A 14,088-nucleotide genomic window follows, 5' to 3' on the forward strand; every position below is an offset into this window, starting at 1 on the left:
AAGACGCGGCGCGAGGGTCAATGGCCCCGCCGCGCCGCAACCATGATGGAGGAGACTATGAACCTGAGACTTTTGGGACTCGGAGGCGCTGCAGCGCTTGCGCTGTTTGCCCTGCAGCCGGCGGCCGGTGCCGCGGAACCGGCTTGCGGCCTGGACAATGGCGAGAAGGCGACCGGCGAGCCGATCGTTGTCGGCGGGATCAACGGCAATGCGCCGCCCGGCGATTTTTCCGGCGGCACCGACGCGGCGGCCGCCTATTTCAAATGTGTCAACGACAATGGCGGCATCCATGGCCGGCCCATCGAATACATCGTCGAGAACGATCAGTGGAACCCGGAACTGGCCGCGCAGGTGGCCACCAAACTGGTGAAGGACCGCGGCGTCGTGGCGCTGGTCGGCAACGGATCGGTGGTCTCGATGGCGGTCAATGCCAAGCTCTACAAGGACGAAAATGTCATGGCGATGGCATCGGCCTGCGCCATATCGGACTGTTACGAGAACGCCAATATCGTATCCACAAACCAGGGGCCGCTGCCTTCCGGCATCGGTGCGCTGAAGTTCGCCATCGAGGAGCTGGGGACGGAGCACGCGGCCTGCATCGGCTTCAACATCCCGAACAACGGCGGATGGGCCTGCGACTGGATGGGCAAATACATGGAATCGCAGGGCAGGAAATCCACGGCCCTGCTTATGGATCCGGCCGCGGTCGATCTCAATTCCGTCTACCTGCAGGCCCTGGCCGAAGGTGTCGATACCATCCTTCTCATGCTGCCGGCGGGTCCGGCGCTCGGCATCCTGAAGGTCGCGGAAGAGCAGGACGGGCGCGACATGTTCAAATGGGTTTCACCCACACCGCTCTATGATCCGACGGTTCCCGGCGCCCTCGGCGACTACTGGAACGACAGTCTCTACGTCAATATCGAACTGGCGCCCTTCGATTCCGACGGCCCGGACAACCGGAACTGGAACGCCGTTATGGATGCCTATGGCCGGGAAGACGACAGGCGGGACACGTTCTCGCAGTCCGGATACGTATCGGCGAAATTCTTTGTCGAGGCGCTGCTCGAAATGGATCCGGGCTCCATCGACCGCGCATCGGTGACGGAGGCGATCAAGAGCATTTCCGGCAAGACGTCGGACCTTCTGTGCGGGCCGTATTATGTTGGCGACTTCGACCGGCACATGCCCAATCACGCCGGGCGCATGGTGGTGTTCCGCGACGGCCGGTTCGACGTGGTTCGCGAGTGCTACGATATCGAATCGTCCTATCTCGATCCGATCCGCGAGCAGGAACGCCAGCTCGGCCTGACACAGTAACATAGCGCGCCGCGTTGCCGTTCCCGGCCGACGCGGCGCCTCCTACTTCGGCGATCACAAATGAAGATCTACGGTCTTTTCCTTATTTCCGGACTTGCGGTCGGTTCGCTCTACGCGTTGGGCGGCATCGGCCTCGTTGTCCTGCGGCGGGCGACCGGCGTGCTCAATTTCGCCTACGGTGCGATCGCGGCGGCCGCGGCCATGGTCTGCTGGCAGTTCGGGCAGTGGGACTTTCCGGGGCCGGCGGCCTGGCTCTCGGCCCTTGTGACGGGGACGGCCCTGTCGCTGCTATACGGGATGGTCGTCGCCCCGGGGCTGGCCTGGCGCGAGCCGGCCGTCAAGGCGGTCGCGACGCTGGGTTTCGCGCTGATCATCCTCGGGGTCGTCTCATTTCTTTGGGACGATGCGGCGCGCAAGCTCGTGCTTCCCACCGACAAGATGGGCGTGCGGTTGCTCGGCATGAAGATCACGGTGACCCGGATGATCGCCTTCTTCGGAAGCATTGCGATCCTGATTGGGGCAGTTCTTTATCTCGACAAGACCCGCACCGGCCTTCACATGCGGGCGCTTGCCGACAATCGCGACCATTCCGCGCTTATCGGCATACCGGTCTTCAGGGTCGAGACCGCGGCCTGGGCGCTGTCCGGCGCGCTGGCCGGGTTTACCGGCCTGATGTTCGGAGACCTGGTACGGCTCGACCCGACGGTTATCACCTTCACGGTCATTCCGGCGATCGCGGCCGCTGTTTGCGGGCGCCTGAATTCCTTGCCCCTGACCTTTGCGGGGGGACTGGCCATCGGGGTCTGCGAAGCGATGCTGACCCTCGTCAAGCCGCTTGCGCCGCTGCGTTCCATGACACCGTTTCTGCTTGCGGCCCTGGTGATCCTTTGGATGCAGCGCAAGGAAACCCTGACCTTCGCGAGGGAGGGGTAGATGGTTCGCATGAAACCGCTGCGGGACGGCCTCCCGGTTCTGACCCTTCTGCTGCTGTGCCTGACCGTGGTGCCCGCGATCGCCGGCGCCATATGGGTCAAAGTCTTTACTTCCGCGGCGATTTTCGCGCTGGCGGCGCGGGGCGCATCGGTACTCTACGCGCGGCTGGGTCTCGTCAACCTGGCGCAGGTCGCCCTGGTGGGCGTCGGCGGCTGGACTGTCCTGCGGTTGAACTACGCCACGTCGCTTCCGTTCGAGGTCCTTCTCCTCGCCGGTGCCGGCGTCACCGCCCTGATCGGGATGCTGCTGGCGCTTCCGGCCCTGCGCATGCGGGGCCTTTACCTCGCGCTCGTCACGCTGATGGCTGCGGGCGCCTTCCAGATCCTGTTCACGGCCTTTCAGTTTCCCAATGGCGGCAGCGGCTTCTGGGGTGTCGCGCTGCAATCGCCGGGCGAGATGCGAAGGCCGGCGATCGCGGCGGGGGATACGGCCTATCTGCGCTACGTGATCTGTATCGCCGCCCTCGGCATGTTGTTCGCCGCCTGGCATGAGCGGGCCCGGCCGGGGCGTGCCTGGGCGATGATCCGGCAGTCGGAAGCCAATGCCATGGCCGCCGGCGTCAACGTGACCGTGTACAAGGTCTGGGCCTTCGGCCTCGCAGGCTTCCTGGCGGGACTGGCTGGCGGACTGCTCGCCGGGGCGCTTAATATCCTCGATGCGCGCTCCTTCGCGGCGGGCGAGAGCATCCTGCTCTTTGCGCTCTGTGTCGTCGGCGGCGTCTATGGCTGGCTGGGCGCGGTCCTGGCCGGCATTCTCTACAGGGTCGTGCCGGCGCTGCTCAACGACTGGGGGCTGGACTCCGATTTATCGCTCGTTCTCTTCGGCGCCGCGCTGCTTCACGCGCTCATGACGGCGCCGCGCGGCATTGCCGGGCAGCTATCGGGTGTGCTCGGATCGGTCGGGAGCGCGCGATGATCGAGATTTCCGGCCTGAGCGTGCATTTCGGCGGTGTTTGCGCCCTCGACGGCGTTTCGCTGCGCATCTGCGATGACGTCGCCGGCATCATCGGACCGAACGGCGCCGGCAAATCGACCCTGGTCAACGTCCTTTCCGGCTTTGTCCGCCCGTCCTCGGGAAGCGTTCTGGTCGAGGGAACGGATCTTTTGTCGCTCAGCCCGCACCGGCGCGCGCGCTGGGGTCTGTCACGCTCGTTCCAGAAGGTGCAGATCGTCGATGACCTGCGGGTCGAAGACCACGTGCAGGTGGTTCTCGACGCGCGGCAGCGTACGCGGCACGAACGTGAAAAGACCACTCGGGACGTGCTCGCCTATGTCGGATTGACCAGCCGGGCCGGGGCGCTGGGCGCGGAACTCAACCAGTTCGAACGGCGCATGACAGAAATCGCGCGCTGCCTCGCGGCGGCGCCGAGGATCGTTCTGCTGGACGAGCCCGGCGGCGGCTTGTCCGAAGTCGAAACGGCGCGGCTGCGTGCCGTGATTGAAGGAATCCGGCCGCGCTTCGGGGCGCAGGTGCTGCTCATCGACCACGATGTCGATCTCATCCGCGCTGTGTGCGGAAGGACCGCGGTGCTGGATTTCGGGCGGCTCATTGCCTTCGGGCCGACCCGCACGGTCCTGCAGGACGATCAGGTGAAGGCGGCTTATCTCGGCCGGTAGGAGGTGGCATGAATTCCACATTGTCGGTTTCGGCACTTTCCGTCGCGGTCGGCGGCAAGACCGTCGTCAACAACGTTTCGCTGACCGTCGCCGCAGGGGAGGTGGTCTCGCTGCTCGGCCCGAACGGCGCGGGCAAGAGCGAGCTGGTGCTCGCCGTCGCCGGTGTCATTCCGAAAACAGCTGGCAGCGTGTCGGTGAATGGTGCGGATATCTCGGCCCTTGCGCCCCAGAAGGTGCGCGAAGCCGGCGTCGCCGCTGTGCCGGAAGGACATCAGGTCCTTGCCGGCCTGACCGTCGACGACAATCTGGCCGCCGCCGGCGCCGCGCTGGCGTCGGCGGAGCTGGAGCTGTCGAAAGACGAGGCCTATGGCGTGTTTCCCGAACTCAGGCCGCTCAGCCGCCAGGCGGCGGGATCCCTGTCCGGCGGGCAGCAGCAGATGGTTGCATTGGCCCAGGCGCTGGTGAGCCGGCCGCGCTTCCTGCTGATCGACGAAATGTCGCTTGGTCTTGCGCCCGTCATCATCGAGCGCCTCGTCGACGTCGTGCTTGCGCTCAAGGCGCGGCCGATCGGCATCATGCTGATCGAGCAGTTCACCCATCTGGCGCTGGAAATCTCCGACCGGTGCTACGTCATCAATCAGGGCAGAATCCAGTATGAGGGTTCGCCGGACCGGCTGAAATCAGACCCTGAAATCCTGCACAGCGCCTATCTTGGCGTATCCGAACCCGCCGCGGTGGGTCAGGCCGTGTCGGTCTGAACGTGGATGCCTGCCTCTGCCAGCATGACCTCGGAGACATCGAAACTGTGGTCGAGCGCGCCGTCATGGGCCGGTTTCGGGGGGCAGACAACCGTGGAAATGCCGCTCTGGATGATGGCTCTCGCGCAATCGGCGCAGGGATAACGGTTGACGTAGATGGTGCAGCCGTCAACCGGGGTTCCCATGCGCGCCGCGTTGTAGATGGCGTTGCGTTCGGCGTGCTCGAACCAGAAGAACTTCTCCCCGGAGGCCCGGTCGAAACGGGCATCGTCGTCGGCCTTCACGCCGCGCGGCAGGCCGTTATAGCCGGTGGAGCGGACCTCGAGGTCCGGACCAACGATCACCGCGCCGACGGAAAAGTCCCGGTCTTCCGTCCAGGTGGAAACGTGATCGGCAAGTTCCATGAACCGCCGATCCCATTTCTGTTTTTTTGCCCCGTCCATCAGCCCGCGTAGACGTAGGACGTCTTGACCGTGGTGTAGAACTCGACCGCGTAACGGCCCTGTTCGCGCGCGCCAAAGGAGGATCCCTTGCGGCCGCCGAACGGCACGTGATAGTCGACACCGGCGGTCGGCAGGTTGACCATCACCATGCCTGCCTCGGCCTTGCGCTTGAAGGCGCGGGCGTGTTTGAGGCTCTGCGTGCAAATACCGGCAGACAGTCCGAAATCCGTGTCATTGGCCACTGCGACGGCCTCGTCGAAATCGGCGACCTTGATGATCGAGCCGCACGGCCCGAAGATTTCCTCGCGGTTGATGCGCATGTCGTTGCGCGTGCCGACAAATAGAGCGGGGGCCTGGTAGAACCCGTTGTCGGCGAGTTCGAGCCGCTCGCCGCCGATCACCTCATCGGCCTCGCCCCTGGCGATCTCGACATATTCGAGGTTGGAGTTGAGCTGCCTGGCGTCGACCACCGGTCCGATCTGGGTCGCCTGGTCAAGAGCGTTGCCCACATTGAGCGCCTTCATCGCACGGGTCATCTCGTCGACGAAGGCATCGTGAATGCCAGCTTCGACGATCAGCCGCGACGACGCCGTGCAGCGCTGGCCGGTGGAAAAGAAGGTGCCGTTGATGCAGGCCGGCACCGCGACCGAAAGATCGGCGTCATCGAGCACGACCATGGGGTTCTTGCCGCCCATTTCGAGCTGCACCTTCTTGCGCAGCCGGCCGCAGGTCTCGGCGATGTGCTGGCCGGTTGCCACCGATCCGGTGAAGGAGATTGCGGCGATATCGGGATGACTGATCAGCGCCTCGCCGACCACCGAACCGCGACCCATGACAAGATTGAAGACACCGGCGGGGCAGCCACATTCGTTGAGGATCCCGGCGATCACGTGCGCACAGCCGGGCGTCAGGTCGGCCGGCTTGAGGACGACGCAGTTGCCGTAGGCAAGGGCCGGGGCGATCTTCCATGCGGGAATGGCGATGGGGAAGTTCCACGGTGTGATGAGGCCGACGATGCCGACCGGCTCGCGCGTCACCTCGATGTCGATATCGGGGCGCACCGATGCCTGCAGGTCGCCCGACTGGCGCAGCGCTTCACCGGCGAAAAACTTGAATACCTGTGCCGCGCGCATGGTTTCGCCGATGCCTTCGGCCAGCGTCTTGCCCTCTTCGCGTGAAAGCAGCCGACCGATTTCGTCCTTGCGTGCGGCAATGGTATTGCCGACCGCGTCGAGAACGTCATGGCGGGCCTGCGGAGTCGCATCCCGCCAGGCGGGCAAGGCGGCCTTGGCCGCTTCGACCGCTGCATTGACGCTCTCGTTGTCGCCATAGGAATAGGCGCCGATGACATCCGATACGTCCGACGGATTGATGTTGTCCTGATAGTTGCCGAAGCTGATCCAGTCGGCGCCGATCAGATTGTCGTGCTTGGTCATTTTGATCCTCTAGCGTGATGTTTCGTTTAAGACTGTCATAGCGCCTCGAGCTTCTCAATCGCCTCTGACAGGACAGTGTGTTGCGCGTCGTCCAGTTCGCAAAAGGGCGGCAGGACGCGCCGCCATTGGGTCTCGACCGTGCGGCGCGAGACCAGGAACTTGACAGCCGGGATCAACGGCTGGGCCGAGACTGCGGCGCGGATGTCGGCGATCTTGCCGACAAGTGCCGGATCAGGCTCGGCGCGGCTTTCCCAAAGCTGTGCGGAAAGGTGCGGAGCCTCGTTGACGGTCGCCGAGATGCAGCCGGCAAAGCCGCTTGCGGCGGCCTCGCCGAGCGCCACCTCGGAGCTTGGGAACACCTTGAGATCCGGCAGCCGTGAGGTCAGCTCGCGGCAATAGGAGAGGTCGCCGGACGAATCCTTGATGCCGCGAAACCGATCGGGCCACATGCCATTGAGCCGCTCGATCAGCGCAACCGACAGGTTGATGCCCGTCATTTGCGGAAAATTGTAGAAATAGACGGCGATCGGGCGATCCCCGAGCGCTTCGTGCAGGCTTGCATACCAGGCGAACAGGCCGTCTTCGGAGGCGGGCTTGTAGTAGTAGGGCGGCAATACGAGTGCCACGCCGTAACCGAGATCGTCGGCTGTCTCGGTCAGATCAATTGTTTCGGCGAGCGAGGGCGTGCCGGTTCCGACCATAAGCCGGGACCGGTCCAGGTCCTCGGCTGCCCAGGCCATGACGGTTTTCCGCGCGGAAGCGGCGAACGAGTTGGCCTCGCCGGTCGAACCCAGCACGTTGAGGCCGTCGCAGCCGTTTTCGAGCGCCCAGCGGCAATGGGCGATAAAAAGGTCGCGGATCGGCTCTCCACCGGTCGCGATCGGCGTGGGGACGGCGGCAATGACACCTTGCATCTATCGTGAACTTTCTTTCTGTGCCGCCGTGTCGGCCAGCGGGTTTCGCGGTGCGGCGGCAACGAGCGGATGATCCTTGTCGGCCGGCATATCGGAGTTCCAGCCGCCCGGGCTGCCGAGCCCGGTGACGGCATCTTCGAAGTACTCCCGGTTGATGGCAACATAAATCTCGTCTTCGGCGGCAACTTCGTCGTCCCATCGGATGGCGTCGACCGGGCAGACGCTTTCGCAAAGGCCGCACTCGATGCACTCGACCGGGTGGATGTAGTACATGCGCGCGCCTTCATAGATGCAGTCGACCGGGCACACGGCGGTGCACTCGCCGTCCTTGACGTCAATGCACTCGCTTTTGATGATCAGCGTCATGGTGCTCTGACTGCCCTAGCGGCCCTTCCACTGCGGAGGACGCTTCTCGCGGAACGCCGCAACGCCCTCCTCGCCGTCCTCGCTGTTCAGTGCAGCAACCAGTTCGGGTAGCCTCTGTGCGTACGCTTCATGCGGGGCCAAATGGGAGGTTTTCCTGATAGTGGCCTTGATTGCCGCAATGGAAAGAGGCGCGCAGGCCACGATATCGGCGACCCAGCGGTCGACTTCCTCGTCCAATTGGTCGGCGGACACAACCGAGTTCAGCAGGCCATGTGCGGCGGCCTCACTTGCCGACATCAGACGACCCGTCATCATTAGTCCGGCGGCAATTTTTTCGGGAATCATCCGTTGCAGCATCACCATGCCCCCATCAAGCGGCACACGGCCGACCTTTGCCTCGGGGAGACCAAACCGGGCGGTGTCAGCCGCGATCACGATATCGCAGCCAAGAACCATCTCCAGACCACCCCCCAATGCCAGACCATTGACGCGTGCGATGACCGGCACGCTCAAGCCTTGGCGCATGGCGATACCGCCAAAGCAGTTGGGGCTGCGCGATGACCAGTAGTCCAGACCAGACTTGCCTTCGTCAGATTTCAGATCCGCACCGGCGCAAAAAGCACGGTCGCCGCTCCCGGTCAGCACGACACAGCGGATGCTTTCATTCGCCTCGATTTCGGTCCAGATCCGCTCCAGTTCGGCTTCCGTCGGCGCATCGACCGCGTTCATTCGGTCGGGGCGGTTGATCGTGATCCTGGCGACGCAATCGGTAATCTGAAAATCAACGCTCATATTGCAACCTTGTCCTTGGCCGGACGCAGTCCGAATTCACCGAGGACCTCATCCGTGTGCTCGCCGAGCCGCGGCGGCGTGTGGCGAACGGTCAGGGGCGCGGCGCTCATGTGGACGGGCGATCCGACAAGCCGGAGCGGCCCTAGCACCGGATGGTCGATATCGACCAGCATATCGTTGATCGCCGTCTGCGGATCGTCGAGCGCGTCGCCCAGCGGGCGCACCGGCGCGCACAACAGGTCCTGACCCTCAAGCCGTTCGAGCCAGTGGGCCGTCGTGTTGGTCGCGAAGTGCTTGCGGAAAAGCTCCTGCAGATAGGGCTTGTTCTTGCGCTGCGCGGCAAGGTCCGGATATTGCGGCGAGATATCGTCGATGCCGAGCGCCGTGCAGATATCGCGCAGCGGGTTGGCCTTGAAGGCGCCGACAAGGACGATGGCGCCGTCGGTGGTGTCGAACACGCCCGTCAGCGGCATGGCCGCCCAGTTGAGCACCTCGCGGTGCTTGCTCCATTGCGCCGCTTCCTGCATCTGCATCGCGATCATCGAATCGTAGAGCGATACGCCGACCTTCTGTCCGACCCCGGTCTTCTCGCGCATCAAAAGTGCCGCCAGGACGCCCTGAACCAGGTGCATCCCGGCGGTGTAGTCACACAGGGTGGTCGGATAGATGGAGCGCGGAACGGACGGGTCGGCGGTTTTTTCCATGACACCGCTCATTGCCTGCGCGAGCACGTCCTGTCCGCCCTTGTGGGCGTAGGGACCCTTCTCGCCAAAACCGGTGCCCGAGGCGCAAATGATGCGAGGATTGATCTTCCTGAGGTCCTCGTAGCCGAAACCGAGCCTTTCCATGACGCCGGCGCGGAAATTGTCGACGACCACATCGCTGTGCTTCACCAGTTCGTAGATGGCGTTCTTGCCTTCCTCCGACTTGGTGTCGATCTCGATGGAGCGCTTGTTGCGGTTGAGCGACGAGAATACCGCGTTGTTCATCGCCGCTTCCGAGGTCTCTCCGAAGAAGTTGCGCGAGAGGTCGCCGGCGCCCGGTCGTTCTATCTTGATGACGTCGGCGCCGAAATCGGCCAGCATCTGCGTCGCGCACGGGCCGAGCATCACCTGCGTGAAATCGAGGATGCGCACGCCGTCGAGGGGCATTGTGTCTGTTTGTGTCATTGTTCTTGTCCTCAGGCGGTAACGGTGTCTTCGATGAGGGCGTTGGCGGACGGGACGTCGCCCGGGTCGGCGCCTTGCGCCCGCATCTGCTTCTGGATCAGCTTCGCGTCGACATCGCGCAGCGCGCCGCCGCTGTTCAGCGCCAGCGACACCGCGACGCCGGCGGCCTCGCCCTGCGCCATGCAGGGCGGGATCTCGCGCGAAAGTTTCTGCGCGTCGCTGTCGACGGAATAGTGCCTGCCGGCGACGATCAGGTTGTCGATGCCTTTCGGAAGCAGGGCCCGGTAGGGCGTGTAGTAGTCGCGGCCGCGGCAGACGCTGTCAGCAAAATAGCGGCGGCTGGCGACGTCCTTCTTGGTCACCACATATTCGCCCCGAAGAAGCCGGGTCTGCCGAATTCCCAACTGTTCGGCGGCACCCAGCATCTTGGCGTTTTCGAAACCGGGAAGATTCTCGCGGGCGAAATGCAGGAGGTTCATCATGCGCTCTCGGCCCTCGAACTCAGCAGCGACCATGTCCTCGGGCGAGATGCCGTCATAGCCCGGCATGTGCGGGCAGTTGCACCACACCACGCCGGGCAGGGGCGTTTTGAGCCACCACATGCCCCAGGCGCCGCCGATGCGCCGGCGCGCCTCGCGGTCGAGCTTCTTGTAGGCCTCCGGTTCGCTGTATTCGAAGGCCTCGGCCTTGTCCGTGTCGACGTCCGACAGCCGGAAGACCGTGGTGACGATGTATTGGCCGTTGATGAATGATGCGCCGGCGGATGCCGCGACATCGAGGTCGCCGGAGGCGTCGATGACCATGTCGGCCTTGATCGCCTGCCGCCCGAGTTTCGTCTGGACGATGATGCCCGTGACCTTGTTGTCCTCGACCAGCGCTTCTGAGAACCAGCTGTGCAGGCGCAGATTGACCCCGGCCTCGCGTACGAGGTCCAGACTCACCCGCTTCCAGCAGTCCGGATCGAAGGCGACGGCGTGGATGATCGGCTGGGGCATGCCGGTCTTGTGGAAGTCGATGCAGCCCCAGCGCGACCATTTCTGCCACATCTCCCAGTTGGTCAGGCAGTCTTCGCGGGGAGGATAAACGGCGCCGTCCTGGCTTTCCATGCGGTCGACGAACTCATTGACAATGCCGGTGGTGACGATCTCGTTGCCCTCGTTGACCATGTCGTCGAGAACCAGGACCATGCCGCCGGATGCCATGCCGCCGAGGTGGTGATAGCGTTCGACGAGGGTCACGGAGCAACCGTTGCGGGCCGCCGATACGGCGGCGGTCAGGCCGGCGGGACCTGCGCCGATGACCACTACGTCCGAAGCGGCGACGACCGGTATCTGTTGACTTGACGACAGGACGAAATCTTTTGTCTGTTCAGCCATTTTTACTTGCTCCTTGGGGCGCAACTGACCTGCCGAACGGCTATTCGGTTGCTGTTATATTCCAATTTTTCAGCGGCTTAAGGGATTGCCTTACAAATTCGGTTCAAGCGTTCCCTATGTGTGCCAACGGATTATTCTTCGCTCCGCAACCGACACGATTGCGAACAGCAGCACCGACAGGCCCGACGACATGAACACGGTCGCGTAGAGCAGCGGTGAGCGGTAGTTGAACATCGAATCGAGGATCAGCGCACCCAGTCCGTAGTCAGCCCCGATCCATTCGCCGACGATGGCTCCGATCACGCAGGTGGTCGCGGCGATCTTGAGCGCCGAAAACAGGAACGGAAGCGAGGAGGGCAGTCGGATCTTCCAGAATATTTCCGATTTGGATGCCGACAAAATTCGTGCGAGTTCCAGGGCTTGCGGGCTGACCGACTGCAGGCCGCGTACCATGTTGACGAGTGTGGGAAAGAAACAGATCATCGCTGCGATCACCACCTTGGTCGTCAGCCCGGGGCCGAAAATCAGTGCCAGGATCGGTGCGATTGCCAGGATCGGGATCGTGTTGATGAAGACGGCAATCGGAAAGAATGCCTTTTCCGCGGATTTCGAGTGCACGAAGGCGATGGCGATGAACACCGCCGCGAGATTTCCGGTGATGAACCCGAGCACGGCCTCAAGCAGTGTCGGCCAGAAATTCGCCAGCAGTATGGGGAACTGCGAGACGAGCTTTTCGGCAACATCGCTGGGAGCCGGTGCGATATAGGTCGGCACGCCGAACAGCCGCACGCCAATTTGCCATATAATCAGCAGGCAGATCACGGTTCCGATCGGAATGGCAATGGATTCGATCTTGCGACGCCGTTCGAATTTCTGCTCCGCGATCAGAGCCTTTTCCGTCGTTTCGTCGTTTTCGACGTCGCCTGGATTTGCTTTGTCCACCATGGTCATCAGCATGTCTCCAGCAGTTCGCGCAGATGGGCTGCGTGCCGAGTGAATTCAGGCGTGTCGCGCAGCTTGATCTCGCGCGGATGGGGCAGGTCGATATCGACCACTTCGCGCAGTCTTCCGGGATGGGCAGCCAGCATCAGCACCTTCTGACCCAGGAAAACAGCCTCCGGGATGGAGTGGGTGACAAAGAGGATCGTCACGCCGGTTTCCTGCCAGATTTTGAGCAACTGCAAATTCAGATGGTCGCGGGTCATTTCATCGAGCGCGCCGAAGGGTTCGTCCATCAGCAGAAGCTTCGGCTTGCAGACGAGCGCTCGGGCGATGGCAACGCGCTGACGCATGCCGCCGGACAGTTCGTGGGGCAAGGCATCCTCGCGACCGGACAATCCGACCAGATCAAGCAGCTCCGACGGGCTCTTCTCACTGATCGGGATCTTCACCCCGCGCTTGCGGCCGATTTCCAGCGGAAGCTCGACATTTTGCAGGGCCGTGCGCCAGGGCAGCAGCGTTGCATCCTGGAAAACGAAGGCGAACTCGCGTGCAAGCCGGGCCGCCTCGGTCGATTTTCCGAAGATGCTGACCTCACCGGAGGCTGCCGGGATCAGGTCGGACACCAGCCTGAGCATGGTGGACTTGCCGCAGCCGGAAGGTCCGAGAATGGTGTAGAACGCGCCGTCCTCGACGTCGAGGCTGAGATTCTCGATAGCTGTAAAAGAACCGAAACGCACGTAGGCGTTCTTCAGGGATGCGGCAACCGGAGGAGAACCGGTTGCCGCTGCCTGGACTGTTGCACCAGAAGGCATTTTGCTTATCCGTATTTGGGCCGATCGGCGGCTGTTGCCTCGAGGACCGACAGGGTCATCATATCGTCGACCTTGGGCGGGTCGCCTTCAAACTGACCGAGTGCGGCGTAGGCGTCAATCTGAGCCTGCCAGTTTTCGCGGGTCATGGAGCCCCAGCCGTTCTTGGCCGTAACGGCATTGAACGAATATCCGTCAACGAGCGGAACGGCTTTGAGTTCGCTTGCCAGGTCGAGATTCGGATAACGCTCGACGAGGAATTCGCACGCCTGTTCCTGGTTCTCGTGGACCCAGCCCCAACCCTTGGCGCTGACGCGGATCATGGCGTCGACCTTGTCGCGGTGTTCGGCGAGCGTTGTGTCGGTCACGTAATAGGGGTTGGCGTAAAGCTGGATGCCGGCATCCCACAGGCTCAGATCAACCCGCTGGTCGCCGAGCACCGAAAGGGCGTTGACGTTGGTGGTCCAGCCGGTGACGACGTCCGCCTGGCCGGTCATCAATACCGACATATCGCTGCCGCTGACGATCACTTCCAGATCGTCCTCGTTGATGTTGTTCTTGGCCAAAAGCGCACGCAGCAAAATGCGTGCCGTGCCGTTGGTGGCGACCTTCTTGCCGATGAGGTCCTGCGGCGTGTTGACCGGGTTGGACTTCAAGGAAAAGTAGGTGAACGGATGCTGTTGGTAACCGGCTGCTATGCATTTGATCGGAATGCCGGCCGCGCGCGCCAGCATCAGCGACGGGCTGGAGGAAATCGAGCCGAGATTGGCACGTCCCGAAGCGACGGATGCAACACCGTCAATATTCGGTCCGCCAGGAACGATCTCGAGGCTGAGGCCTTCGTCCTTGTAGTAACCGAGCTTGTCGGCGGCGACCTCGCCGAGAATGCCGTTCGACGCCAGCCAGCCGAGCTGCATGGTGACCTTGAATTCATCGGCGGCTGCCGCCTTGTCGATGTTAATCATCGTGCCGGTGAATGCCGCGCCTGCGGCTGCGCCCATGCCCTTGAGAAGCGTGCGTCTGTGAATCTGATGATTGGCCTTGATTGACATTAATTCCTCCCATTGCGGGTTCAATTGCGACCCATGCCGACAGAAACGGCGGGAACCGGTCGCTTTCCACACGACTTGACTCTAGTCGCGATTTAGGTGAGGCAA

Annotated in this window: 15 protein-coding genes; 5 read left to right on the forward strand and 10 right to left on the reverse strand. The window is 62.9% G+C overall.

All coding sequences use genetic code 11. The features are described 5' to 3' along the window. The first annotated feature begins 57 nt into the window (after window positions 1-57). Genes E4M07_RS02160 through E4M07_RS02180 form a run of 5 tightly spaced genes read left to right on the forward strand, consistent with a single transcriptional unit; the run spans window position 58 to window position 4,684 of the window. A complete protein-coding gene (locus E4M07_RS02160) occupies window positions 58-1,317 on the forward strand; it encodes an ABC transporter substrate-binding protein (RefSeq protein WP_169054054.1) in 1,260 nt (419 codons plus the stop codon). A 60-nt stretch (window positions 1,318-1,377) separates the two neighbouring features. Further along, complete coding sequence (locus tag E4M07_RS02165) at window positions 1,378-2,250, forward strand: branched-chain amino acid ABC transporter permease (RefSeq protein WP_136656639.1); 873 nt, start codon at window positions 1,378-1,380, stop codon at window positions 2,248-2,250. Further along, window positions 2,251-3,225, forward strand: coding sequence for a branched-chain amino acid ABC transporter permease (locus E4M07_RS02170; protein ID WP_136656640.1), 975 nt, complete (start codon window positions 2,251-2,253; stop codon window positions 3,223-3,225). Continuing rightward, window positions 3,222-3,926 (forward strand): ATP-binding cassette domain-containing protein, encoded by a 705-nt coding sequence (locus E4M07_RS02175; protein WP_136656641.1) that lies wholly within the window; start codon window positions 3,222-3,224, stop codon window positions 3,924-3,926. The genes E4M07_RS02170 and E4M07_RS02175 overlap by 4 nt, the downstream gene beginning before the upstream one ends. A gap of 8 nt (window positions 3,927-3,934) precedes the next feature. Continuing rightward, window positions 3,935-4,684, forward strand: a complete 750-nt coding sequence (locus E4M07_RS02180) for an ABC transporter ATP-binding protein (protein WP_136656642.1) — start codon at window positions 3,935-3,937, stop codon at window positions 4,682-4,684. Here the strand turns inward: E4M07_RS02180 and E4M07_RS02185 are convergent. The 10 genes from E4M07_RS02185 to E4M07_RS02230 form a co-directional block, all read right to left on the reverse strand. Next, window positions 4,666-5,127, reverse strand: coding sequence for a dCMP deaminase family protein (locus E4M07_RS02185; RefSeq protein WP_136656643.1), 462 nt, complete (start codon window positions 5,125-5,127; stop codon window positions 4,666-4,668). The genes E4M07_RS02180 and E4M07_RS02185 overlap by 19 nt on opposite strands. Further along, complete coding sequence (locus tag E4M07_RS02190) at window positions 5,127-6,563, reverse strand: aldehyde dehydrogenase family protein (RefSeq protein ID WP_136656644.1); 1,437 nt, start codon at window positions 6,561-6,563, stop codon at window positions 5,127-5,129. Before E4M07_RS02190 ends, E4M07_RS02185 begins: the two co-directional genes overlap by 1 nt. A gap of 35 nt (window positions 6,564-6,598) precedes the next feature. Beyond that, entirely contained in the window at window positions 6,599-7,477 is an 879-nt protein-coding gene (locus E4M07_RS02195) for a dihydrodipicolinate synthase family protein (RefSeq protein WP_136656645.1), read from the reverse strand. Then, window positions 7,478-7,843 (reverse strand): ferredoxin family protein, encoded by a 366-nt coding sequence (locus E4M07_RS02200; RefSeq protein WP_136656646.1) that lies wholly within the window; start codon window positions 7,841-7,843, stop codon window positions 7,478-7,480. A gap of 15 nt (window positions 7,844-7,858) precedes the next feature. Further along, window positions 7,859-8,635 carry an enoyl-CoA hydratase-related protein gene (locus E4M07_RS02205; protein WP_136656647.1) on the reverse strand — a complete coding sequence of 259 codons (777 nt, stop codon included), beginning with the start codon at window positions 8,633-8,635 and terminating at the stop codon, window positions 7,859-7,861. Continuing rightward, entirely contained in the window at window positions 8,632-9,804 is a 1,173-nt protein-coding gene (locus tag E4M07_RS02210) for a CoA transferase (protein WP_136656648.1), read from the reverse strand. Before E4M07_RS02210 ends, E4M07_RS02205 begins: the two co-directional genes overlap by 4 nt. 11 nt (window positions 9,805-9,815) lie before the next feature. Then, on the reverse strand, window positions 9,816-11,180 hold the full coding sequence (locus E4M07_RS02215; RefSeq protein ID WP_136656649.1) for an FAD-dependent oxidoreductase: 1,365 nt from the start codon (window positions 11,178-11,180) through the stop codon (window positions 9,816-9,818). Between the two features lie 114 nt (window positions 11,181-11,294). After that, window positions 11,295-12,137 (reverse strand): ABC transporter permease, encoded by an 843-nt coding sequence (locus E4M07_RS02220; RefSeq protein ID WP_136656650.1) that lies wholly within the window; start codon window positions 12,135-12,137, stop codon window positions 11,295-11,297. Continuing rightward, entirely contained in the window at window positions 12,131-12,934 is an 804-nt protein-coding gene (locus E4M07_RS02225; RefSeq protein WP_136656651.1) for an ABC transporter ATP-binding protein, read from the reverse strand. Before E4M07_RS02225 ends, E4M07_RS02220 begins: the two co-directional genes overlap by 7 nt. Window positions 12,935-12,939: 5 nt before the next feature. Next, window positions 12,940-13,983: an ABC transporter substrate-binding protein gene (locus E4M07_RS02230; RefSeq protein ID WP_136656652.1), complete on the reverse strand. Its 1,044-nt coding sequence runs from the start codon at window positions 13,981-13,983 to the stop codon at window positions 12,940-12,942. Window positions 13,984-14,088: the final 105 nt, after the last annotated feature.

Origin of the sequence: Nitratireductor sp. XY-223 (assembly GCF_004959855.1) — a bacterium.
Lineage (GTDB): Bacteria > Pseudomonadota > Alphaproteobacteria > Rhizobiales > Rhizobiaceae > Hoeflea_A.

Coding starts and splice junctions, on each gene's coding strand:
- E4M07_RS02160 (WP_169054054.1), top strand. CDS start 58: ATGAACCTGAGACTTTTGGGACTCGGAGGCGCTGCAGCGCTTGCGCTG.
- E4M07_RS02165 (WP_136656639.1), top strand. CDS start 1,378: ATGAAGATCTACGGTCTTTTCCTTATTTCCGGACTTGCGGTCGGTTCG.
- E4M07_RS02170 (WP_136656640.1), top strand. CDS start 2,251: ATGGTTCGCATGAAACCGCTGCGGGACGGCCTCCCGGTTCTGACCCTT.
- E4M07_RS02175 (WP_136656641.1), top strand. CDS start 3,222: ATGATCGAGATTTCCGGCCTGAGCGTGCATTTCGGCGGTGTTTGCGCC.
- E4M07_RS02180 (WP_136656642.1), top strand. CDS start 3,935: ATGAATTCCACATTGTCGGTTTCGGCACTTTCCGTCGCGGTCGGCGGC.
- E4M07_RS02185 (WP_136656643.1), bottom strand. CDS start 5,127: ATGGACGGGGCAAAAAAACAGAAATGGGATCGGCGGTTCATGGAACTT.
- E4M07_RS02190 (WP_136656644.1), bottom strand. CDS start 6,563: ATGACCAAGCACGACAATCTGATCGGCGCCGACTGGATCAGCTTCGGC.
- E4M07_RS02195 (WP_136656645.1), bottom strand. CDS start 7,477: ATGCAAGGTGTCATTGCCGCCGTCCCCACGCCGATCGCGACCGGTGGA.
- E4M07_RS02200 (WP_136656646.1), bottom strand. CDS start 7,843: ATGACGCTGATCATCAAAAGCGAGTGCATTGACGTCAAGGACGGCGAG.
- E4M07_RS02205 (WP_136656647.1), bottom strand. CDS start 8,635: ATGAGCGTTGATTTTCAGATTACCGATTGCGTCGCCAGGATCACGATC.
- E4M07_RS02210 (WP_136656648.1), bottom strand. CDS start 9,804: ATGACACAAACAGACACAATGCCCCTCGACGGCGTGCGCATCCTCGAT.
- E4M07_RS02215 (WP_136656649.1), bottom strand. CDS start 11,180: ATGGCTGAACAGACAAAAGATTTCGTCCTGTCGTCAAGTCAACAGATA.
- E4M07_RS02220 (WP_136656650.1), bottom strand. CDS start 12,137: ATGCTGATGACCATGGTGGACAAAGCAAATCCAGGCGACGTCGAAAAC.
- E4M07_RS02225 (WP_136656651.1), bottom strand. CDS start 12,934: ATGCCTTCTGGTGCAACAGTCCAGGCAGCGGCAACCGGTTCTCCTCCG.
- E4M07_RS02230 (WP_136656652.1), bottom strand. CDS start 13,983: ATGTCAATCAAGGCCAATCATCAGATTCACAGACGCACGCTTCTCAAG.